Consider the following 20,551-nt stretch of genomic DNA (forward strand, 5'->3'; position numbering starts at 1 on the left):
ATGCGGCAGCAGCCTTGGCGCACAAGGGCTCACGAACCACCACCGGGGTTCCGCGGACGTGCCACGACGTGAGCGGAACACCCCGGGCGGGTCAGCGGTCGGCGTCGGTGTAGCGGATGACGCCGCGAATGTTCTTGCCGTCCAACATGTCCTGATAGCCGTCGTTGATCTGGTCGAGCCGGTACCGGCGGGTGACCATATCGTCCAGGTTCAGCTTGCCCGCGGAGTACATCGACAGCAGCTGCGGGATGTCGTAATGCGGGTTGCCGCCGCCGAAGATGGTGCCCTGCAACCGTTTCTGCAGCAGCGACAGCATGGCCAGGTTCAGCGTCGCCTCGCTCTCCACGAGAGACCCCATCGCGGTGACCACGCAGGTGCCCGCCTTGGCGGTGATGCCGAGCCAGGTGTCGATATCGCGGCCGTGCGCCTCCCCGACGGTGACCACGACCTTCTTGGCCATACCGCCCGCGGTGATCTCCGCGCACGCGGCGGTCGCCTCCTCGATGGTGGCGTACGCGTGCGTCGCGCCGAACTTCAACGCCTGCTCGCGTTTCCACTCGACCGGATCGACGGCGAAGATGTACCGCGCACCGCAGTGCACCGCCCCTTGCAGCGCCGCGATGCCCAGACCGCCGATGCCGATGACCGCGACGTCCTCCCCCGGGCGGATGTCCGCGGCGCGGGTGGCCGACCCGTATCCGGTGGTGACACCACAGCCGACCAGACACGCGACCTCGAACGGGATCGAGGGATCGATCTTCACCACCGAACTCTGATGCACCACCGCGTACGGGGCGAAGGTCCCCAGCAGCGTCATCGGGAACACGTTCTGCCCGCGCGCGGTGACCCGGTGCGAGCCATCGGTGACCGAGGTGCCCGCCAACAGCAACGCGCCCAGATCGCACAGGTTGCGCAGACCGGCCTGGCACGACGGGCACTTACCGCAGGACGGGATGAACGACAGCACCACGTGATCGCCGACCGCCAGACCCTCCACACCCGGCCCGACCTCTTCGATCACGCCCGCACCCTCGTGCCCGCCCAGCACCGGGAAACCCGCCATCGGAATACCGCCGGTGACCAGGTGATGATCGGAGTGGCACATACCCGCCGCCTCCATCCGCACCTTGACCTCATGGCCGCGCGGCTCACCTATCTCGATCTCCTCGATCGACCAGGGCTGGTTGAAATCCCAGATGAGGGCGCCTTGTGTCTTCATCGTCACACTGCTTTCACGATCGGGATCGCCGCAGGGCTGGTCGCGCGACGATCGGGACGAACTCGCCATCGAGGTCCAGGACTCGCGCAGACCGCGCGATCCTGTGCCCGCGTCCCGCCTGGCCCGCCATGGAGACCTCTGCATGATACAGCTGTTTAGACAGCCGTCCAGCAGTTTCGGCGGACCAGTCCCGGTGACCGGGCAGCGAACCCGTTTTCCCTGGTCACGCGGGGTGTCGACCGCGGCCGCGGAACGACTCAGGAAGCGTCGGACAGATGCACGGAGTGCGCGACGGCGGTGACGTGCAGGCCGTCGGCGGCGGGCTGGATGGCCGTGAGTTTCGCGCCCAGCGGCAGCTTCTGCAGTGGAACGACGAACGTGAGCGTGCGGCGCAGCAGGGACAGCGACAGGCTCGGACCGCCCACCGCGGCCTGCACGGAGACCGGGGTGACGGATATGCCGTTCTCGGTCGGCGAGACGGTGACCACGACGGTCCCCGGAACCTGGATGCCCTCGACCGTGAACGTCCCGCTGACGTGCATCCCGTCCGTTCCGTAGGAGATCGACTTCACCCCCGACGGGGCGAAACGCTGCACCGTGTCGTAGGGCACCCGGGCGGTCGCCGACGCCGAGTCCGCCACGTAGTTGGCGGTATTGCCATGCAGCACATCGCTCAGCGGCGCGGCGACGTCGGTCAGTGTCACGTCGAGATCGTGCACCGAGATCTTCTCCCCGGACCACTCCCCGGCGTGGATCTCGATGTCGTGGTACTTGCCGGCGACGGCCTGGGTCAGGAACGGAAAGCCGCCGATGCGAACGCTCGGCCGCTGCGCCATACCGTATTCGGTGGCGATCTTGGTCCCGATCTCGTTCTGCGCCAGCACCGCCGCCACTCGATCGCCGACGACCAGCGCGATCACCACCACGACGAGGAAGATCAGAAATCCGCGCACGCACTCACCCCTTCGAACATCCCCCCATCATGCTGGTGATCGCGTCCGGGCGCAGCGCGAACCAGGACGATCGCGGTCGGTGGCCGACCCGCGCGGCCCATGTCACCCTCCGCTCGCATCCGTCGAACGCCGCCGAACGCGGTGCCGCCGACCGGCAGCACGAGCCGGTGATAACAATGGACCCGACACGACAGGAGATCGAATATGCCCGCGAACCCACTCGGCGTCGCTCTGCGCAATCGGCGCGCCGGTCACCACACCCTCGTCTGGGCTCGCCCCGAGCTCCAGGCGCCGGAGAACTTCACCCTGACCAGTCCCGCTTTCGAGCACGAGACGCCCATTCCGGCCGGGTATCGCGGCCGGGTGTTCGGCGCGAACATCTCCCCCGCCCTGGCCTGGACCGAACCGCCGTCCGGCACCGTCGAGCTCGCGCTGATCGTGCAGGACCCCGATGTCCCGCTGGGGAAACCGGCCACGCACGCCCTGGCGATCGGCATCGATCCCACGTTGCCGGGCCTGCCGGACAACGCGCTCGCCTCGCCCAGTCCGGTACCCGGAATCCGGCACGGCAAGGGCGGTCTCGGCCGGCGCGGCTGGATGGGCCCGATGCCGATTCGCTCGCACGGCCCGCATTCCTACGTCTTCCAGCTGTTCGCCCTCGACCGAACCCCGGACCTGCCAACCGGATTCACCCTCGACCAGACGATCGCCGCGCTCACCGGCCACGTCATCGGCCGCGCACGCCTGGACGGCACGTACGAAATCCGTTGAGCCCGTGGCTCGGTGGGGCCGGCCCGAGCGAGCCGAGCGGATTACCGATCACGGGCAGCGAATCCGCGCTGCCGGTGCACCCGCGACGCTGAAACTTCATACTTCTCCGGGATATCGACCGGAAAAACCTGTTGCGCCGCAATCGCGGCGATGTCGGTTCCCCGATCGCCGATCACCTGTCGTCAGTGTGCGGTACATCCAGGAGGAATACTGGGCCCGGTGAGTGAGGAAATCGACTCGGTTCCGGCGTGGGCTCGGCGCAGCGCGGGTGAATCGCGGGTGGCCGCGACCGTCGCGGTGCTCGTGGTCGTCGCCTTGCAGTGGTGGCTGCCCGACCGGCTGACTGTGCGGCCGACAGCTTTGGTTCCTGGGCTGGCCCTGCTGCTGGTGGCGGTGTTGGTCGTGGCCAATCCAGTGCGGATCGACCGGGAGACGCAGTGGTTGCGATCGGCGAGTCTGACGTTGTCGGGCCTGCTGGGAGTGGCGACCGCGTGGTCGGTCGATCGGCTGGTCGTGGGCCTGATCAACGGTTCGCTCAGCAACGACCCCGGTGTGCTGCTGTCCTCCGGCGCGGGAGTCTGGTTGACCAATGTGCTGGTCTTCGCACTCTGGTATTGGGAATTCGATCGCGGCGGCCCGGCTGCCCGCGCCCACGGCCGCAAGAAACGTCCGGACCTGCTGTTCCCGCAGATGCAACTCGGCAAGCTCGCCGACCGAAATTGGGAACCTCAATTCGCCGACTATCTCTACCTGGCCTTCACCAACGCCACTGCCTTCAGCCCCACCGACGTCATGCCCCTGTCCCGCTGGACCAAGATGATGATGGCCACGCAGGCCGCCATCTCCTTCGTCACCGGAATCCTCGTCATCGCCCGCGCGGTCAACGTCCTGAAGTGACTCGACCCGGGTCGTCGGCAGCCTATCAAGCAAGATATCGGCAGGCTATCAACTAGACTGTCGGCAGATTATCAACATATCTGTCGGCAGATTATCAACACCGACGCTAGGGTGGCGGGATGCGAGAAGGAATCGATTAGGCGCCGCGAAACGCTATCTCGACGACCCACGCACACGCGCGCCGCTACCACGGACCCGGTAGCATTTCTGGATGTTCCGGGAACGATGCTGATCGACGAGGTCCAACGCGTCCCGGACTTATGGCTCGCGATCAAGAACACTGTAGACCGCGACCCACGCTCCGGACGATTCCTGCTCACCGGCTCAGCCCGCCTGCAGGGGCTGCGCAGCTTTCCCGATGCACTACCGGGCCGATCGGAGACCGTGGAACTGTTCCCACTCTCGCAGGGCGAAATCGAAGGCATGCCTGATGGTTTCGTCGATGCCGCGTTCAATCACGGACATCGGATCCGCGTCCCGGACTCATTTCTTCGACGACGTGACTACCTTGCCCTCGCCGCTCGCGGCGGCTATCCCGAAGCAATCCGGCGCACAGCCCCTCGACGCCGTGCCCAGTTCTTCAAGTCCTACCTCGACGACATCATGAGCCGGGATATTCACCAGGTCGCCGACATTCAGCGAAGTTCCGATATGCGTCGACTCATCGCGGCCTTGGCGGCGCAATCCGGCGGACTTCTGAACTACAACCGATTGGCCACGGACCTCGGTATAGCGCTCACAACTGTTCGCAACTACGTCGCACTACTCGAGGTCGTCTATCTGATACGGCTCGTGCCCGCCTGGTCCACCAACGCCACGGCACGGGCGATATCGACTCCGAAACTGATTTTCACCGATTCGGGCCTTGCCGCACACCTGCTCACCGGTGTCACCAATGACGCCGTCACGGGCGGCCTCATCGAAACATTCGTCATGGGCGAACTCAAACGCCAGCTCACCTGGAGCCGGACGATGGCCCAATTGCACCACTACCGCGATCGCGACGGATACGAAGTGGACGCCATTCTCGAGGACAATGCGGGTCGCGTCATCGGCATCGAGGTCAAAGCGGCAGAGACCGTTCGAACCGATGATTTTCGTGCGCTGCGCAATCTCGAGAGGCGGTTGGGCGAGCGCTTCCACGCCGGATACGTTCTCTATTGCGGCAACGAGCAACTCCCCTTCGGGGGAAAGTTGTCGTGCGCGCCCATCAGTGGTTTATGGACGACAGCACCGGAGTGAGCCGAGCTCGCGCACTGTCGCCGACGTTCTTGTCGCAACATTGTGGAGTTGAACGCGAAAAGTCGCGGTTTGCAGGCTCTTCGGGCTTCGATGACTCCCATGAACCGGTACGTTCAGGGAATCGACCGGACACAGATGCTGAGGAGTTCGTGATGACCTATGCAGTGGACTTCGACGACGTTTCGACCGTGGGCTTGGAGTCGTCGCCGGTCGCGCCCGCGCTGGCGGGGCTGCGGGCGAACGAGGCCCGGTACTTCAAGAACAAGTACGACCACGTTTTCACGGTGGAGCCCGCGAAACAGGCCCGGTCGGCGGTCGATTGGGTGAGCCGGATTCTCGAGGACGAACGCGGGATCGTGATCGACTCCCCTGCGCTCGAGGCGACGGCCTTCCAGGTGGAGAACCTGCGCATCGCCTACGTCTTCTACGAGAGCGGCCTGTCGATCAACGTGATGTACTCGCTCGACGATCAGGGCAAGCGGGCGGTCGGATTCAAACTCTCCGACGGGATGGAAGTTCCCACCGAACTCGCCTCGTTCAAGTTCGCGAGGCAGAAGTCGAAGCTGGCGGGAACCATCCGCGGCTCCTACTTCGTCATCAAGGGCGCCTACCCCTGGGGATAGAACAGGAACAACGTGCAACCGGTGGCGCTGTTCGGGATGTGCCAGCTACCCGCCGGGGCGTGCAGGAACGTCCCGGCGGGGTAGTCGCGGGCCCCGTCGTTGAAAACGCCCGCGACCACGTACACCTCCTCCGGGCCGGGCTCGTGGACGTCGCGCCGCGGCCACGTACTGCCCGGGTCCATCTCCAGGACGTGGGCGTGCGCGCCGGACTCCCCCTGCCACAGCGAACGCAGCCGGATCCCCGGAAACAGTTCGCGGACAGGGGATTCGGCAACGGCAGCGGAGGTGTAGCCCGGCTGGGTCAGGATCTCGGGGTGCATGAGACACTGTAACCTGGATAATAACGGTCGACATCATCCATCCGAAAGCATCATCCGGTCCCGGCCGATTTCCGCGGGCAGCCCGGGGAATCCGCCGATGAGCCACTCTCGGCCGACGCTCGGGCGGGGATGTCCCCGTGCACGAGACGATGTCCGCCTACGATGGGCCTACATCAGGAACGGATCGTGATCGGCACGGCAATTCGGGGACGCGGTCTCGTTGGACGGGAGGATCGCGTGTCGGAGACCAGGATTCAGCGCGGAGACAGCGCACTGATCGACGCGTTCACCCAGGATGCGATACGTCGGCTGGCGCGCAACGCCGACGGATTGTCCGATTCGTCGCTGGTGATCCTGACCAACTTCGCCACCGCCCTGCGCCGCGCCGAGAAGCTGTTCCCGGAGACCGCCGATCTGTGAAGGCGCACAGCCGATCCGGTTTCACCGCCGCCGGCCGGTCATCCGCCCCCACACTCCGGCGCGCTGCTGCGGCGGCGCCGTGACCTCGGCCCGGTCGTCATCCTCATCGCCTCGGCCGTCGCCGCAATCCGCCGCCGGGTTCTCGGCTTCCACAGCGAGCGTGGGCATCTCGCGCTCGGGCTGCGGCGGAACCGCCGACCACGCGACCGGTTCAGCTGCGGCAGGCGCGACCACGGGTAATTGCGTGGTCGGCCGATCGTCGAATTCGGCGCGCAGCCGGGCGAAGAACGCATCGAGCGAACCGTACCGATCGGTGACCTCGCCCACGAGACGCAACATCTCGGACTGTGAACCCATCATCGTTCTCCCCTCGTAGATTTCGGCCGCCCCGCACTCGCGGATAGGGAGGCTTCCAGCGTGAGTCGCCCACTTGTCACGGGAAGCCTCCCCACCCACAGAGCGCCGCGTACTCGCATCACTCCGACGGCTCCACCCCGGGAGCAGTCCGTGTACTGCGGCCGCGACCCACTCTAGAGCCCGCTCAGCTACTTCCCGGACATCGACGCCGACTTATTTCGCGTGTCGCAGCTAACTTGGGACAATTCGGTCCGATTCGAAGCTCAGGATTGTGAAAATCCGGATGTGAGTTATCATTTCAGAATTCAGACAACATCTAGCGATCACAGCCGGCGCTTTAGGCTACTCATCGGCAATCCCACGGCGCGGCGTCCTGTTCCGACCGGCCACCCGGAATCGCCACGCGGTGGCCATCATTCCCGATCTCGCCCCGGGACGTGGCAGTCCCGGATACCGATTCGGCAATGATGGCCCGATCGACGGCGATCCGCTCGCGGCATCGCACGGGTCAGTCCGTTACGATCAACGACAAGGCAACGGGCACAAGGAGATCCACCAGTTCGTCGACGGGCGGGCGGGGGTCGGTCATCAACCATTCGTGTGCCAGGCCGTTCACCGCGCCGATCAGAGCGCTCGCACCGAGTTCCCCGGGACCGCGAAGACGGGCGGTGGGGCCGACCATGGGGGCTACGGACAGCTCGAGCAGACGGGCCCAGGAGCGGCGGCGGGTGCGGCGGTGCTGTTCCATTCGATCGCTGACGCCCACGACCTGGATGTACGCGAGGTTGGCTCGGTGCGGGTCGGAGTTCATCGACTCCAGGTAGGCGCCGAGTACGGCCGCGACCGCCGCGCGGGTGTCGGCGGCGGGGTCCAGGGTGGTCAGCGCCTTGGTCACGGCGGTGGCCGCCTCGTCCTGGACTCGGTCGTAGGCGGCGACGAGCAGGTCCTCGCGGGTGCCGAACTCCTCGTAGAACTGGCGTTTGGACAAAGCCGCGGCGGCGCAGACATCGGCCAGGGAACAGTTCGCATAGCCGCGCTCGGCGAAGATCCGGGTCGCGGCGACGATGAAGCGCAACCGGCGTTCGGCCTTGCGTTCGGCGACTGCGCGGCCGCCGTACTGTCTCTGCGCGATCGTCACGTCCACCACTGTATCGAGCCGGGGCCGGCGAGTTCGGCCGCGGCGGATCACGCGGTGCTCAACTCACTTCACCCCGATCGGCTTGCCGAAGAAGGACGCGAAGGTCTCGCCGAAGGTCCGGGCCAGCAGCTGTTGTCCGGCCGGGTCCAGGGCGAGCCAGCCGACGTCGTTGGTGCGGCAACCAGGTTGCGCCGCAACGCCGTCGAGTCGATCGCGCATCCACAGCAGGGCGGGGCCCGCGCCGGAGATCTCGGTCGCGACGTGTTCGGCGAAATGTTCCCGGGTGTACAGGACACGGGCCCGCGGCTGGGCACAGTAGGCGCCGACCAGCGTGTTGACCTGGCCGACCGGGATGACCTCGTCGGGGTTGCCCTGCCAGATGTACATCGGCATATCGGGGACCGTGCTGCCCATCCGGGTCCGGTTCAGGGTGTCCACCACCGCGGGCTGCCGCATCGGATCACCCGGAACACGCAGCATCCCTTTGAGATTCAGGAACGGGAAGTCCGAGACGTATTGCACGCACAGATTGCTCTGTACCGCCATGATCGCCCGGCCGACCGGGTCCATATTCTTGTCCAGGAAGGTCGCGAAATCCGGATATTCACGCGAAAGCCCTTGTACCGCAGCGAGTACCAGACCCGCGGTGGCCTGACCGTTGGCCACGTCCAGGGTGACGCCCAGATCGGCGGGCACGCCGCCCTCGGCCGCGCCGACGATATTCAGCTCCGGGGCGTAGGCCCGGTGCAGTTCGGCGGCGTGACCGGTCGCGATCGCGCCGCCGGAGTAGCCGTACAGTCCGATCCGGGCGTCGCGGGTCAGCCGCATCGGTCCGAAAGCGCGCGTCGCGCGAATTCCGTCGAGCGTGATCCGCCCGGCCAGCGGTCCGGCGGCGTACGCCTGATTCGGGCCCTGGTGATCGGGAACGACCACGGCCCAGCCCTGTTGCAGCGCACCCTGCGCGATGACGAACTCGGCCGGGGCGACGATCTGTCCGACGAACGGGCTGATCGACCACTGCCGCACCGCATACGACGGTGCACAGTACTGCGCGAGTGAGTCCTTGGCGATCTGCACGGACAGTAGCTTGTCGGGTGTGGATCCTCGTGGTTTCAATACCGTAGCGACGGCGGCGATCGGCCGATCCCGGCTGTCGTCCGAGCGATACGAGACCTGCCAGGCGTCCACGTTGACCGGGATGACGCCGAAGTTGGCCACGTTCACCTGCCGGGCCGCGATGATCTGCCCGGGCGCCGCGGCCGCCACCACTGCGGCCGCGGGATGATAGAAGCCCGGATCCAGTTCGGGCGGAACCGGAATGGGCGCCGCCGGACGCACCGGCGCGGCGTCGGCCTGCGGCCCGGCGGCCGCCGGCCCCGTTCCGCACGTCGTGCCCACCAGCAGCGCCGCCGCCGAGATCAGCATCAGATGCCGCCACTTCGATCCGATCAAGGCACGTCCTCTCCCTCGCGACCCGTTCGCCGCACCCGCTTTCATCGCCTGGACCGAACTTTATGTGGAACCATTCGGTCTCAGAAGTAATCGGAGATTAACCCAGGGTGACCGGAAACACAATCACGGCTCGGCGAGAAGACGTGGCGGAACCCTGCAGTGCGGAGCGAAAGCCCCGGCGCAGGACGGAGCGAGGCCGGCGGCGGCGGACCGGAGTCAGCGCGCCGCGGGTGCCTGGACGATCGTCAGTACCGAGCGTTGGCGCAGGGTGAAACCGAGAGTGCGGTAGAGGTCGATCGCCGTCGTGTTGTGCGCGACGGCGTGCAGGAACGGCAGTTCGCCGCGGGCGCGGATCCCGGCCCCGACCGCGCGGATCAGGCGGGTCGCGATGCCGCGACCGCGGAATTCGGCGTCGGTGCACACCGCGCTGATCTCGGTCCAGCCGGGCGGACGCATGCGCTCTCCGGCCATGGCCACCAGCCTGCCATCGATACGCAGGCCGAGGTAGGTACCCATTTCGATGGTCCGTCGCAGGAACGGGCCCGGCTGGGTCCGGGCGATCAGTTCGAGCATCTCGGGCACATCCGCCGCGGTCAGCACCTCGAGTTCGGGATCGGGCGCGACAGCCAACGCGGTGCCGTCCATCTGCACCGAACCGATCTCGTCCAGCACCGTCCACCCGGCCGGGGGAACGTGGCCGTGACCGCGCAGCCCGGTCGACCCGCCCGGCCCCAGCACCGTCGCGAGATCGGCCCAGTCCCGCTCATCCAGGACCGGCGGATGGCCGACGAACCGGGCGACCTGCGGGTCGTAGCGCCCGATCCGGCCCACCCAGCCGGCGAAGCGACGGTGGGCACCGAGCAGCGAGGCGCGCACCGGATCGTCGAGGGGGTGCAGCGAGGTCTGCGATCCCACGGTGGTATCGATCGTCACGCGACGTTCAATTCGCCTCGCCCCCAATATATTTCCCTCGGCTCGAGCTGATTTCAACCGTTGACGGCCGATCCGGCGGACAGCATCGTGACCAGGGTCGCCTATTCGCCGCACGGACAGGAACACCGAGACGATGGCACCGAATCCATTGCATCTGGGCGTCGCGCTGGACGGGGCGGGCTGGCATCCCGCCGCGTGGCGCGAGCCCGGATCCCGGCCCGCCGAACTGTTCACCCCCGGCTACTGGGTCGATCTGGTCACCACCGCGCAGCGGGGTCTGCTCGATTTCGTGAGCATCGAGGACTCCCTCGCCGCGCCCGGCGGCCGCGATATCCCGGCCGACGCGGTCGACACGGTGCGCGCCCGGATCGACGCGCATCTGATCGCCGCGCGAGTCGCGCCGGTCACCCGGAACATCGGACTGATCCCGGTGGTGACGACCACGCACACCGAACCGTTCCATGTCTCCAAAGCCCTCGCCACCTTGGACTACACCTCCGGCGGCCGGGCCGGCTGGCAGGTGCGGGTCTCCGGAACCGCCGCCGAGGCAGCGCATTTCGGACGCCGCACGGTGCGCGAACCCACGCCCGCCGAACTCGCCGAGGCGGTCGCCGCCGGATCGCCGCCGGGCGCGGTGCACGAACTGTTCGACGAGGCCGCCGACGCGGTCGAGGTGGTCCGTCGACTGTGGGACAGCTGGGAGGACGACGCGGAGATCCGCGATGTGGCCACCCGCCGGTTCATCGATCGAGACAAACTGCACTACATCGACTTCCGCGGCCGGTACTTCGAGGTTCGCGGCCCCTCCATCACCCCGCGCCCGCCGCAGGGCCAGCCCGTGGTGACCGCCCTGGCGCACGCTCCGCTGATCTACCAATTCGCGGCTCGCGCAGCGGATCTGGTCTTCGTCACCCCCGGCCGCGCGAGCGGGCCGGAGCCGATCCTCGAGCAGGTGGCCACCGCACAGGCCGGACGCATCGGTGAGGCGCTGCGCGTCTATGCCGACCTCACCGTATTTCTCGATACCGGCGCCGAGAGCGGCGCTGCTCGGCTGGCCCGCCTGAACGAGACCGCCGGATCCGAATTCTCTTCCGACGCTGCGGTTTTCAGCGGAAGCGCCGAGGAACTCGCCGATCTGCTCGCCGACTGGCACGAGCGGGGACTGGATGGATTCCGCCTGCGTCCCGGCGTAGCGGTGGATGATCTGGCCGCCATCACCGAACGGCTCGTCCCGAACCTGCAGCGCCGCAACCTGTTCCGCACCGCATATCCGGGCGGCTCGCTGCGCGGGCTGCTCGGACTGCCCACCACCGTCCCCAACCGCTACGCGAACGCCTGAACCCAGCGAGGCCGATATGAGTTCTCCCCGTAAGCAGGTCATCCTGGGCGCCTACCTCGGTGGCGTCAACCACCACACCGCCTGGTGGGATCCGAAGGCGGGCAGCCAGATCGAATTCAGCAGTTTCGAGCACACCGCCCGCACCGCCGAACGTGGGCGATTCGACTTCTTCTTCCTCGCCGAGGGGCTGATCCTGCGCGAGCGCGCGGGCCGGATCTTCGACCAGGACATCATCGGCCGGCCGGACACCTTCACCGTGCTGGCCTCCCTCGCCGCGGTCACCGAGCACCTCGGGCTCGCCGGGACGATCAACACCACCTTCAACGAACCCTATGAGCTGGCAAGGCAATTCGCGAGCCTGGACCACCTGTCCGGAGGCCGGGCCGCGTGGAATGTGGTGACCTCGTTCGACGCCTTCACCGGCCAGAACTTCCGGCGCGGCGGTTTCCTGGATCCGGCCGATCGCTATATCCGCGCCGAGGAGACGCTGAATGCGGTACGCGCCCTGTGGGATTCGTGGCACGCAGACGACATCGTCGCCGACCGCGCCGCGGGGCGCTTCCTGGCCAGGCCCGAGGCCGGTGAATTCGCCTTCCACGGTCAGCAATTCGACATCTCCGGCCGATTCACCGTGCCGCGCAGCCCGCAGGGCAGGCCGGTGGTCCTGCAGGCCGGTGTCTCGCCGCAGGGCCGGGCCTTCGCCGCGGCCAATGCCGACGCCATCTTCTCCCCCTACGGCAAACTGCCCGAGGCCGCGGAGTTCTACCGGGACATCAAATCTCGCGCGGTCGCGGCGGGACGAGCAGCCGAGGACATCAAGATCCTGCCCTCGGCGAGCTTCGTGCTGGGCAACACCCAGGCCGAGGCGATCGAGAAGTACCACGCCGTGCGCAACGAGCAGGTGACCGGCCAGACCGCGCTGATCCTGCTGGAACAGATCTGGAATCGCGACCTCTCCGGGTACGACCCCGAGGGGCCGGTGCCGAGCATCGACCCCGATCCCGATGCGCCGCCGATCATTCAGGGCCGCGCCTTCGTGCACCAGGACCGTTTCGCCACGGCCGAGCGCCTGCGTCAGGTCGCCGAGGCGAAGAAGCTCACCCTGCGCGAGGTCGTGATCGACCAGTTCGAACGCGGCCCGCTGGTCGGCACTCCCGCCCGGATAGCCGAGCAGATAACCGAATTCGTCGCCGGCGACGGTTCGGACGGCTTCATCCTCGGCTCTCACCTCGTACCCTGGGGCCTGGACGAGTTCGTCGATCGGGTCGTCCCGCTGCTCCAGGACCGTGGCGTACTCCGCACCGAATACACCGGAACGACGTTGCGAGACAATCTGGGCCTGCCGGACGTCCGATCCGCGACCTCGGTCCCGACCGGGAGCTGACCGCTCAGCGCGAGCTGCCGCAGCCCCCGGACGGATGCCGCTCGGCCCGAATACGGATCGCGCACACCGCCCGAGAGGCGAGCACGCCGCCCGAGCGGATCGCTGGGCGGCGTGCGCTGGTGTCGCGGTGTTCGGTCAGTGCCGGCCCGGAGCGGGGGCCGGGTGTCCCGCGGCGCGCTGTGCCTGCAGTTCGTTGTACTTCTGCACGGCCATGCCGATCCCGACGGGCAAACCTGCTGCCGCACTGCCCGCCATACCACCTGCCGCGGCGCCCATCGCGGCGCCTGCGAGACAACCGCCGATCACGCCGGGAACGGTGAGAATCGCGGCGGACATGACCGTGGCCATACTGCCGAGGGTCACCGCGCCGACCGGACAGCCGATCGCGGCGCCCGCGAAACTGCCTGCGGTGCCGCCTATTCCGGCGGCCAGGCCGGTGTAGGGCCCGGCCTCGCGCCAGGCGGTGTTCACGTCGCCGAGCAGGTCTCCCGGCGCGGGAGCAGCCGCTGCCGGCGCGGTGATCTGCCGATCGGCAGGCGCGTCACTCGCATCGGCGGCATGAGCCGAGCCCGCCCCTATCGCGACTGCGACGGCGGTCAGCGCGGTGAGTGTCGCACCCTGAGCAATGAATTTCATCGGTGAAACTCGATTTCGTTTTCGTAGGGACTGCTGGGCGGCGGACGGTGCGAGTGGCACGGAGACGAAACCCGCGTCGTGCAGCCGGTTGTACTGCTGGGTCCCGGTGCCGACCAGGGCCCGAACCCCGGTGACCGCGCCGCCGACCAGGGTGCCGAGGCCGCCCAGCGTCGCACCGCCGAGAATGCAGCCGCCGACCACACCGATCGGGGTGAGGACCCCGGCGGTGGTGAGTACGGTCAGCGTTCCGCCGGTGATCGCGCCGACCGGGCAGCCGATCGCGACGCCGAGGCCGCCGCCGACGAGTTTGCCGTCGTTGCTCGCGTCCGAGAACGCACCGACAGTCGCACCCACGGCCTGATCGATGGCCGCGCTGCGATCGTGTTCGCTCGGCCCGGCGGCGGCGAAAGCTGCTGGTGCGCTGCTGTTCCCGCCCCCGGCCGGCGCGGCTGCGGCGATCCCGGCGGTCGCGGCCGTGACGGCGACCGCCATCGTGGCGAATGCCGCCACTCGACAGATGTTGTTCATACTTCCTCGTCTCCGAATCTCCCTGGTTCCGGATCGCCGGTCGCGTCCGGGCAATCCCGCGTGTCCCACCTCTCGGACAACCGCGCCACCATCCTTTCTTTACGCAATGTGTCAGCGGTTACATGAGCGATTGCAGAGCTTACGATATGTAAAGCGACTTGTCACTAGGTATATCAGGGCTGGTCACGGCGGGATTCCGAACCAGGTAAGCGCACCGCCGCCGCACGCCATTGCTATAGCCGACTTGCATGAAACCCGCCCGGGATGCACGCGGAGGTGACCGGCAATCAGGCGAGGCCGATGCAGCCCGCGGTCCGCGGCCTCCGATCGCGTCGATCGCGCGATCGAATTGCCGACAGCGAAGGAATTGCCGGAAGGCCAGGGCGGCAAGGATATTCGGCCGACATCATCGAAAGCGCCGCACGGCAACCAGACCGGTCGGGAAACTCACGAAACCCTTTACGCGCCTGCCTGTTTCGGCACCGAGCGACGTGTTACCGGATGAACCGCGCCGGACTCACGGGCCGACGGCACAGCCCGAACGCATGGCCGGGATGTACGGGCGCAGGCTCAGGGCGATATCCGCACAGGCGGCAAGGGCCATGTCACGCTCGACTCGATCGAGCCGACGAGGTGCGGCCAGGCGGGTGCCCAGGATGGGAACCGGTAGCCGCACGCCGGTGCGGTCCCACCACAGATAGGTATCGCCCATGGGATCGGCCAGGCGATGCGAGGCCCAGCCGCCGACGGTGCGAATGACATCGAGGCGGCCGAATTCGCCGCCCGAGCGGTCCAGCAGGACGAGCCGGAACAGTTCCGGCGTGCACGACTCGTCCGGATCAGGGATGACGTGGAACAGCGTGCCGCCGGTAGCCGCGACGGCGGTGACGCTGCCGCCACGCAGGATCGTGCCGAGGGCCGCGCCGTCGCCCCGCCGCAGCGCGATGCTCATCTCGTCCAGCGGTTCGGCACGCACCTCCGATCCGTCGGCATAGCGGATCCGGAACTCGATATTCTTGTGCCCCAACATAATTGCCGATCGCCCACGGCGCGACTCGGCCCGCGCGGCAACCGCCACCGGGATACCGGGCCCGCCCCGGAATGCGATCGTCGCCGTCTCCGGCGTCTCGCACGCCACCCGCCCCTCGATCATCGTCGAACCGTTCCGCAGGGCTGGCATGAGTTCGATCGTAGAACTGTGACGAAGATCTCATGGGATATCGGGCAAGTGCGTCCCGAATACCGAAATCAGGCGTCCAGCATGGCGTTGACAGCGCTGGGCGACAGCACCTGATCCAAGATCATCGCGGCGCAGGCGGCAACTCCCGTCGGCGCGTCGGGGGCGCCCGGTTCCACGCGCAGCGCGCGGGTGGCCAATGCCGAGGAGCGCTGATAGATCAGCTCGCGCATACCGGCCGCCAGCGGTTCGTACGCGTGGGACAGATCCCCGCGCACGATGATGAGCGCCGGATTGAGCAGATTCACCGCGGCGGCCAGGACCTCGCCGATCCGGCGGCCGGCCTCTCGTACCACCCGCAGCGCATCCGGATCACCGGCGCGCACCAGCTCCACCAATTCGGGCAGCCCCGGCACCGTTTTCCCTTGCCCGGCAAGCTGTTCCAGTTGCGCCCAGCCGCCGGCCACGGTTTCCAGACAGTGCATATCGCCGCAGCGGCAGGGCCGATCCGGCGCTCCGGCGACCTTGATGTGCCCGATCTCCCCGGCCCCGCCCCAGGCCCCGCGCAGCAACCGGCCACCGGCGATGATGCCCACGCCGATCCCCGTGGACGCCTTGAGCAGCAACAGATCACAGACGTCGGGGTGGCGGGCGTGCTCGGCCAGCGCCAGCGCGTTGACATCACTGTCCACCCGGACCGGTACGCCGAAACGCGCGGTGAAGTATTCCGCGACGGCCACCTCACCGAGTGCGGGCCCGGTGCCGACGCTGTGCCCGGTGGCCACGTCGACCGCGCTCGGCACACTCACCCCCACACCGTGCACCGCCCGCCGCGGCCGGTCGATCCGCTCGAGTAGCGCCTCCATCCGCTCGGCCGCGCTGACCAGCAGGGATTCGGTGACGCCGGTTGCCGGAACGGCGAATTCGGATTCGGCGAGCACTCGCCCGGCCAGATCGCAGACCGCGACCTGGGCTCGGCTGGCGCCGGTCGACGCGGCCAGTACCAGACCGGACTCCGGGTTGAACATCAGCCGGGTGGGCGGGCGGCCGCCGGTGGAGCCGCCGTCGGCGCGCTCGACGACCAGGCCGCGTTCGAGCAGTTGTTCCACGCGCAGGGTCACCGCCGTGCGGGACAGGCCGGTCAGCCGGCGGATGTCCGCGCGGGTGACCACATCGTTGTCGCGGATCAGGCCAAGCACATCGCCCGCCGAGACGCCGGGCGTCGCCATCGGTCGACCGGTCACCGCACCTCCTCACCGAATTCGTAGGGCACCACAGTATCCGTCCAGCTCGAGCGCACACACAGGTTTGTTTTGCTTTTATAAAACCAAAGTTTGCTTGCAAATGATCCTAAGTAGCTCTAGCGTGCTGTGTGGCCGATCACATACGAAGGAGTCCGCGATGCCGCTCCACCTCGACTCGCCCGTCCACCCCGTCCTGGCCGCCGTCACCGCCCGCATCACCGAACGCAGCGCGACTACGCGGCATGCCTACCTGACTCGCATCCGGGCCGCCGCAGGCCGCGGTCCGGCCCGAATGTCGTTGGCGTGCAGCAATATCGCGCACGGCGTGGCGGCCTGTGCACCGGCGGACAAACTCGCGCTGCACGGTGCGACGCAGCCCAATATCGCCATCGTGACCGCCTACAACGACATGCTCTCCGCGCATCAGCCGTACCGGGACTATCCGGACGTGTTGCGCGAGGCCATAATCGGCGCCCGCGGGGTCGCACAGGTGGCCGGTGGCGTTCCGGCGATGTGCGACGGCATCACCCAGGGCCGCGCGGGAATGGAGTTGTCGCTGTTCAGCCGAGACGTCATCGCGATGTCCACCGCGATCGCGCTGTCCCACGACATGTTCGACGGAGCGCTGCTGCTGGGCGTCTGCGACAAGATCGTGCCTGGACTGGTGATCGGGGCGCTGTCCTTCGGACATCTGCCGATGCTGTTCGTGCCCGCCGGGCCGATGCCCTCGGGCCTGCCCAACGCCGACAAGAGCCGGATCCGCCAGCGCTACGCGGAGGGCACGGCCACCCGGGCCGATCTGCTCGCCGCCGAATCGGCCAGTTATCACGGCCCCGGCACCTGCACCTTCTACGGCACGGCGAACTCCAATCAGCTGCTGATGGAGGTGATGGGTCTGCATCTGCCGGGTGCGAGCTTCGTCGCGCCGAATACGCCGCTGCGCCGGGCGCTGACCGTCGCGGCCGGACGGCGCATCGTGGAGCTGACCGCATTGCGCGGCGGAGCGGCCCCGATCGGCGAGGTGATCGACGAGCACGCCATCGTCAACGGCATCGTCGCGCTGCTGGCCACGGGCGGGTCCACCAACCACACGATGCACTTGGTGGCGATGGCCGCCGCGGCCGGAATCGATTTGCGCTGGGACGATTTCGCGGATCTGTCGGCCGTGGTGCCCACGCTGACCCGCATCTACCCCAACGGCGAGGCCGACGTCAACGCCTTCCAGCGGGCGGGCGGCATGCCGCTGCTGATCGGTGAGTTGCTCGGCGCCGGACTGCTGCACGACGACGTCACCACGGTCGCCGGACACGGCCTCGGCACGCACTATCGCGAGGTGCCGATCCTCGAGGCGGACGGCGAACTCGCCTGGCACCGCGGGCCTTGCGACAGCGGCGACAAATCCGTGCTGCGCTCGGCGGCGGACCCGTTCGCACCCGACGGAGGTCTGCGCATGCTCCACGGATCGCTCGGCCGCGCGGTGATCAAGGTTTCGGCCGTCGCGCCCGAGCATCGCGTCGTCCGCGCTCCCGCAAGGGTTTTCGCCGAGCAGGAGGAGTTCCTCAGGGCGTTCCGGGACGGGCTGCTGGACCGGGACATGGTCGCGGTCGTGCGTTTCCAGGGCCCGCGCGCCAACGGCATGCCCGAATTGCACAAGCTCACACCGGCTCTGGGGGTGTTGCAGGATCGCGGATACGCGGTGGCCCTGGTCACCGACGGCCGGATGTCGGGCGCGTCGGGCAAGGTGCCCACGGCGATGCACCTGACGCCGGAGGCAGCGGCGGGCGGACCGATCGCTCGCGTCGCGGACGGCGATGTCATCGAATTGGACGCCGAGACAGGTGCATTGGACATCCGGGTGGATCCGGCCGAACTCGCGGCCAGGGCGCCCGCACCGGCCCCGGCGCCGCCGGTCGGCACCGGACGCGAGCTGTTCGACTGTTTCCGCACCGCGGTCGGCCCGGCCGATCGAGGCGCGAGCGTATTCGGGGCGGCATGAGGATCGCCGCACCCGTGACCCGTCAGCCGAACGTGCGGGACAACATGCCCGCCACGGCCGATCCGCCACTGTCGCGGCACACACCCCGAGCCGAGAACGCGATGACGACTCGCGCGCCCGGCGCCTGCGAACCGTGGCTGGTCGCCGATATCGGTGGTACTCATGCCCGGTTCGGGTTGGTTGCCGAATCCGGGGGCGAGCCATCCGAGGTGCGCATCCTGCGCTGCGCGGACTATCCGGACCTCGTTGCGGCGGTGGAGAATTACCTCGACCGTATCCCGGCGGTCGGCCGTCCGGCGATGGCCTGTGCCGCGGTCGCGGGGCCGGTGCGCGGCGACCGGTTCCGGCTCACCAACGCGCACTGGGACTTCTCGATCTCCGAGAGCCGGATGCGGCTGGGCTTGGGGCGGCTCGAGCTGATCAACGATTTCACCGCGCTGGCGCTGGCCGTACCGGAGCTACCGGATTCGGCCTTCGTGCGGATCGGCGGCGGCGTGCGGTGGCCCGGGGAGCCGATGGCCGTGATCGGACCGGGGACCGGCCTGGGCGTGAGCGGGCTGATGCGGGTGCGGGAGCGCTGGGTCGCGATTCCCGGCGAGGGCGGACACGCGGGGTTGCCGGCGGAGACCGAGCAGGAGGCGCAGGTCGCCCGCGTGCTGCGCGAACAGCATCCGGTCGTGGACGCCGAGACCGTGCTGTCCGGGCCCGGCCTCGGGCGGCTGTACCGGGCGCTGTGTGTCGTGCACGGGGTCGCACCCGCGCTGGCGCAGCCCGAGCAGGTGTGCACCGCGGGTCGGCGTGGCACCGACGCCGTTGCCCGCGAAGCGCTTTCGATGTTCTGTGGCGTGCTCGGCGCATTCGCCGGGAACGTCGCGCTGACGCTCGGTGCGCGCGGCGGAGTGCTGCTCGGCGGCGGCATCCTGCCCGGCATCGTGGACTTCCTCGCCGACAGCGACTTCCGCGCTCGATTCACCGGAAACCGTTCGATCACAGGCTATCTCGACCCCGTGGCCACCGAACTCATCGTGGCACCCACACCCGCGCTGCGCGGCGCCGCCGTGGCGCTCGAGCAGCACCGACTCATCCCGGAGCCCGCATGAACATCCTCGATATCGCACCGGTCGTCCCCGTGGTCGTGCTGGACGACCCGGAACGCGCCGTTCCCCTGGCCCGCGCGCTGCTGGACGGCGGCGTCGGCATCATCGAGATCACCCTGCGCACCAATGCCGCGCTGCCCGCCATCGAGGCCATCACCGCCGAGGTTCCCGAGATGGTCGTCGGTGCGGGCACCCTGGTCACCCCGCTGCAGGTCGAGGCCGCGGTGGCCGCCGGGGCGCGCTTCCTGGTGAGCCCCGGAACCACCCCGAATCTGCTGGACGCCCTCGCCGACACCGGCCTGCCGTTTCTGCCCGGCGTCGCGACCATCTCGGAGGTCCTCGCCGTGCTGGAACGCGGCATCACCGAGATGAAATTCTTCCCCGCCGAATCATCCGGCGGTACAACGGCTCTGCGCGCCTTCGCCGGTCCCCTCCCACACGCCCGCTTCTGCCCGACCGGCGGCATCACCCCCAGCACCGCCCGCGACTACCTCGCCCTGCCCAACGTCGGCTGCGTCGGCGGCTCCTGGCTCACCCCCGCCGCCGCCCTCGCCGCCGCCGACTGGCCCGGTATCCGGGAGGCGGCCGCGGCGACCACGACCCTGCGGGAGTGAGCGCGGGTCGGCATGAAGCCGGTTGCTCGCCGACCCGACCCCGCCAATGTGCACCGGAGCCCCGGCCACATATCCGCTCCCGGCCACATCAACCAACTCTGCGCTGTGCGGTTCGAGGCCGAGGCGACCGGCTCACCGGGGACCACGCTGCCCCGCGCCGGCTCGACGTCATGCATGTGACGCTCTGCCGTTCCGACTCGGGACCTGGGAA

The 20,551-nt window shown here is 68.2% G+C and carries 20 protein-coding genes; 10 read left to right on the forward strand and 10 right to left on the reverse strand.

The window, feature by feature from the left end:
• Positions 1 to 91 precede the first annotated feature (91 nt).
• Together AC5WS7_RS34220 and AC5WS7_RS34225 are read right to left on the reverse strand one after the other, a co-directional pair.
• Positions 92 to 1,219, reverse strand: a complete 1,128-nt coding sequence (locus AC5WS7_RS34220; protein WP_495958767.1) for an NDMA-dependent alcohol dehydrogenase — start codon at positions 1,217 to 1,219, stop codon at positions 92 to 94.
• Between the two features lie 257 nt (positions 1,220 to 1,476).
• Positions 1,477 to 2,172 (reverse strand): LmeA family phospholipid-binding protein, encoded by a 696-nt coding sequence (locus AC5WS7_RS34225; protein ID WP_495958768.1) that lies wholly within the window; start codon positions 2,170 to 2,172, stop codon positions 1,477 to 1,479.
• 204 nt (positions 2,173 to 2,376) lie between these two features.
• Between AC5WS7_RS34225 and AC5WS7_RS34230 the strand changes: the two genes are divergently transcribed.
• The 4 genes from AC5WS7_RS34230 (at position 2,377) to AC5WS7_RS34245 (ending at position 5,705) form a co-directional block, all read left to right on the forward strand.
• Positions 2,377 to 2,943: a YbhB/YbcL family Raf kinase inhibitor-like protein gene (locus AC5WS7_RS34230; protein WP_495958769.1), complete on the forward strand. Its 567-nt coding sequence runs from the start codon at positions 2,377 to 2,379 to the stop codon at positions 2,941 to 2,943.
• 219 nt (positions 2,944 to 3,162) lie between these two features.
• Positions 3,163 to 3,840, forward strand: coding sequence for a DUF1345 domain-containing protein (locus AC5WS7_RS34235; protein WP_495958770.1), 678 nt, complete (start codon positions 3,163 to 3,165; stop codon positions 3,838 to 3,840).
• A gap of 225 nt (positions 3,841 to 4,065) precedes the next feature.
• Entirely contained in the window at positions 4,066 to 5,082 is a 1,017-nt protein-coding gene (locus tag AC5WS7_RS34240; protein ID WP_495958771.1) for an ATP-binding protein, read from the forward strand.
• Positions 5,083 to 5,234: 152 nt separating this feature from the next.
• Positions 5,235 to 5,705: a DUF8821 family protein gene (locus tag AC5WS7_RS34245; RefSeq protein ID WP_495958772.1), complete on the forward strand. Its 471-nt coding sequence runs from the start codon at positions 5,235 to 5,237 to the stop codon at positions 5,703 to 5,705.
• Here the strand turns inward: AC5WS7_RS34245 and AC5WS7_RS34250 are convergent.
• Entirely contained in the window at positions 5,690 to 6,025 is a 336-nt protein-coding gene (locus AC5WS7_RS34250) for a cupin domain-containing protein (RefSeq protein WP_495958773.1), read from the reverse strand. The genes AC5WS7_RS34245 and AC5WS7_RS34250 overlap by 16 nt on opposite strands.
• A 237-nt stretch (positions 6,026 to 6,262) precedes the next feature.
• On the opposite strand from AC5WS7_RS34250, the gene AC5WS7_RS34255 reads away from it, so the two are divergent.
• Positions 6,263 to 6,445 (forward strand): hypothetical protein, encoded by a 183-nt coding sequence (locus tag AC5WS7_RS34255; RefSeq protein ID WP_495958774.1) that lies wholly within the window; start codon positions 6,263 to 6,265, stop codon positions 6,443 to 6,445.
• Positions 6,446 to 6,466: 21 nt separating this feature from the next.
• Here AC5WS7_RS34255 and AC5WS7_RS34260 read toward each other — a convergent pair whose 3' ends face one another.
• From AC5WS7_RS34260 to AC5WS7_RS34275, 4 genes are all read right to left on the reverse strand, one after another.
• Positions 6,467 to 6,802 (reverse strand): hypothetical protein, encoded by a 336-nt coding sequence (locus AC5WS7_RS34260; RefSeq protein ID WP_495958775.1) that lies wholly within the window; start codon positions 6,800 to 6,802, stop codon positions 6,467 to 6,469.
• Between the two features lie 508 nt (positions 6,803 to 7,310).
• Positions 7,311 to 7,940 carry a TetR/AcrR family transcriptional regulator gene (locus AC5WS7_RS34265; RefSeq protein ID WP_495958776.1) on the reverse strand — a complete coding sequence of 210 codons (630 nt, stop codon included), beginning with the start codon at positions 7,938 to 7,940 and terminating at the stop codon, positions 7,311 to 7,313.
• Between the two features lie 63 nt (positions 7,941 to 8,003).
• Complete coding sequence (locus AC5WS7_RS34270) at positions 8,004 to 9,392, reverse strand: lipase family protein (protein ID WP_495958777.1); 1,389 nt, start codon at positions 9,390 to 9,392, stop codon at positions 8,004 to 8,006.
• Between the two features lie 216 nt (positions 9,393 to 9,608).
• A complete protein-coding gene (locus AC5WS7_RS34275; protein ID WP_495958778.1) occupies positions 9,609 to 10,325 on the reverse strand; it encodes a GNAT family N-acetyltransferase in 717 nt (238 codons plus the stop codon).
• A 133-nt stretch (positions 10,326 to 10,458) separates the two neighbouring features.
• Here AC5WS7_RS34275 and AC5WS7_RS34280 point away from each other — a divergent pair, with 133 nt between their 5' ends.
• Complete coding sequence (locus AC5WS7_RS34280; protein ID WP_495958779.1) at positions 10,459 to 11,664, forward strand: LLM class flavin-dependent oxidoreductase; 1,206 nt, start codon at positions 10,459 to 10,461, stop codon at positions 11,662 to 11,664.
• A gap of 16 nt (positions 11,665 to 11,680) precedes the next feature.
• Positions 11,681 to 13,048 carry an NtaA/DmoA family FMN-dependent monooxygenase gene (locus AC5WS7_RS34285; RefSeq protein ID WP_495958780.1) on the forward strand — a complete coding sequence of 456 codons (1,368 nt, stop codon included), beginning with the start codon at positions 11,681 to 11,683 and terminating at the stop codon, positions 13,046 to 13,048.
• Between the two features lie 135 nt (positions 13,049 to 13,183).
• Here AC5WS7_RS34285 and AC5WS7_RS34290 read toward each other — a convergent pair whose 3' ends face one another.
• The 3 genes from AC5WS7_RS34290 to AC5WS7_RS34300 all read right to left on the reverse strand — a co-directional run bounded on the left by AC5WS7_RS34290 (position 13,184) and on the right by AC5WS7_RS34300 (position 16,633).
• Positions 13,184 to 14,212: a hypothetical protein gene (locus tag AC5WS7_RS34290; RefSeq protein ID WP_495958781.1), complete on the reverse strand. Its 1,029-nt coding sequence runs from the start codon at positions 14,210 to 14,212 to the stop codon at positions 13,184 to 13,186.
• Between the two features lie 517 nt (positions 14,213 to 14,729).
• The gene (locus AC5WS7_RS34295; RefSeq protein ID WP_495958782.1) at positions 14,730 to 15,392 is read right to left on the reverse strand and encodes a hypothetical protein; all 663 of its coding nucleotides are present in this window, start codon (positions 15,390 to 15,392) and stop codon (positions 14,730 to 14,732) included.
• A gap of 68 nt (positions 15,393 to 15,460) precedes the next feature.
• Positions 15,461 to 16,633, reverse strand: coding sequence for an ROK family transcriptional regulator (locus tag AC5WS7_RS34300; RefSeq protein WP_495958783.1), 1,173 nt, complete (start codon positions 16,631 to 16,633; stop codon positions 15,461 to 15,463).
• A 157-nt stretch (positions 16,634 to 16,790) separates the two neighbouring features.
• Here AC5WS7_RS34300 and edd point away from each other — a divergent pair, with 157 nt between their 5' ends.
• The 3 genes from edd to eda are packed head-to-tail and all read left to right on the forward strand — an operon-like array spanning position 16,791 to position 20,340.
• Positions 16,791 to 18,629, forward strand: a complete 1,839-nt coding sequence (gene edd / locus AC5WS7_RS34305; RefSeq protein ID WP_495958784.1) for a phosphogluconate dehydratase — start codon at positions 16,791 to 16,793, stop codon at positions 18,627 to 18,629.
• A 14-nt stretch (positions 18,630 to 18,643) separates the two neighbouring features.
• On the forward strand, positions 18,644 to 19,729 hold the full coding sequence (gene glk, locus AC5WS7_RS34310; protein WP_495958785.1) for a glucokinase: 1,086 nt from the start codon (positions 18,644 to 18,646) through the stop codon (positions 19,727 to 19,729).
• Positions 19,726 to 20,340 carry a bifunctional 4-hydroxy-2-oxoglutarate aldolase/2-dehydro-3-deoxy-phosphogluconate aldolase gene (gene eda / locus AC5WS7_RS34315; RefSeq protein WP_495958786.1) on the forward strand — a complete coding sequence of 205 codons (615 nt, stop codon included), beginning with the start codon at positions 19,726 to 19,728 and terminating at the stop codon, positions 20,338 to 20,340. The genes glk and eda overlap by 4 nt, the downstream gene beginning before the upstream one ends.
• The last annotated feature ends 211 nt before the right edge of the window (positions 20,341 to 20,551 follow it).

The organism is Nocardia sp. PLKS1-43 (assembly GCF_059510335.1).

What these genes read in the sequence shown, in the direction of transcription:
- AC5WS7_RS34240 (WP_495958771.1), top strand. Translation starts at nt 4,066, where the DNA reads ATGCTGATCGACGAGGTCCAACGCGTCCCGGACTTATGGCTCGCGATC.
- AC5WS7_RS34280 (WP_495958779.1), top strand. Translation starts at nt 10,459, where the DNA reads ATGGCACCGAATCCATTGCATCTGGGCGTCGCGCTGGACGGGGCGGGC.
- eda (WP_495958786.1), top strand. Translation starts at nt 19,726, where the DNA reads ATGAACATCCTCGATATCGCACCGGTCGTCCCCGTGGTCGTGCTGGAC.
- AC5WS7_RS34250 (WP_495958773.1), bottom strand. Translation starts at nt 6,025, where the DNA reads ATGCACCCCGAGATCCTGACCCAGCCGGGCTACACCTCCGCTGCCGTT.
- AC5WS7_RS34245 (WP_495958772.1), top strand. Translation starts at nt 5,235, where the DNA reads ATGACCTATGCAGTGGACTTCGACGACGTTTCGACCGTGGGCTTGGAG.
- AC5WS7_RS34295 (WP_495958782.1), bottom strand. Translation starts at nt 15,392, where the DNA reads ATGCCAGCCCTGCGGAACGGTTCGACGATGATCGAGGGGCGGGTGGCG.
- edd (WP_495958784.1), top strand. Translation starts at nt 16,791, where the DNA reads ATGCCGCTCCACCTCGACTCGCCCGTCCACCCCGTCCTGGCCGCCGTC.
- AC5WS7_RS34220 (WP_495958767.1), bottom strand. Translation starts at nt 1,219, where the DNA reads ATGAAGACACAAGGCGCCCTCATCTGGGATTTCAACCAGCCCTGGTCG.
- AC5WS7_RS34260 (WP_495958775.1), bottom strand. Translation starts at nt 6,802, where the DNA reads ATGGGTTCACAGTCCGAGATGTTGCGTCTCGTGGGCGAGGTCACCGAT.
- AC5WS7_RS34230 (WP_495958769.1), top strand. Translation starts at nt 2,377, where the DNA reads ATGCCCGCGAACCCACTCGGCGTCGCTCTGCGCAATCGGCGCGCCGGT.
- AC5WS7_RS34285 (WP_495958780.1), top strand. Translation starts at nt 11,681, where the DNA reads ATGAGTTCTCCCCGTAAGCAGGTCATCCTGGGCGCCTACCTCGGTGGC.
- AC5WS7_RS34290 (WP_495958781.1), bottom strand. Translation starts at nt 14,212, where the DNA reads ATGAACAACATCTGTCGAGTGGCGGCATTCGCCACGATGGCGGTCGCC.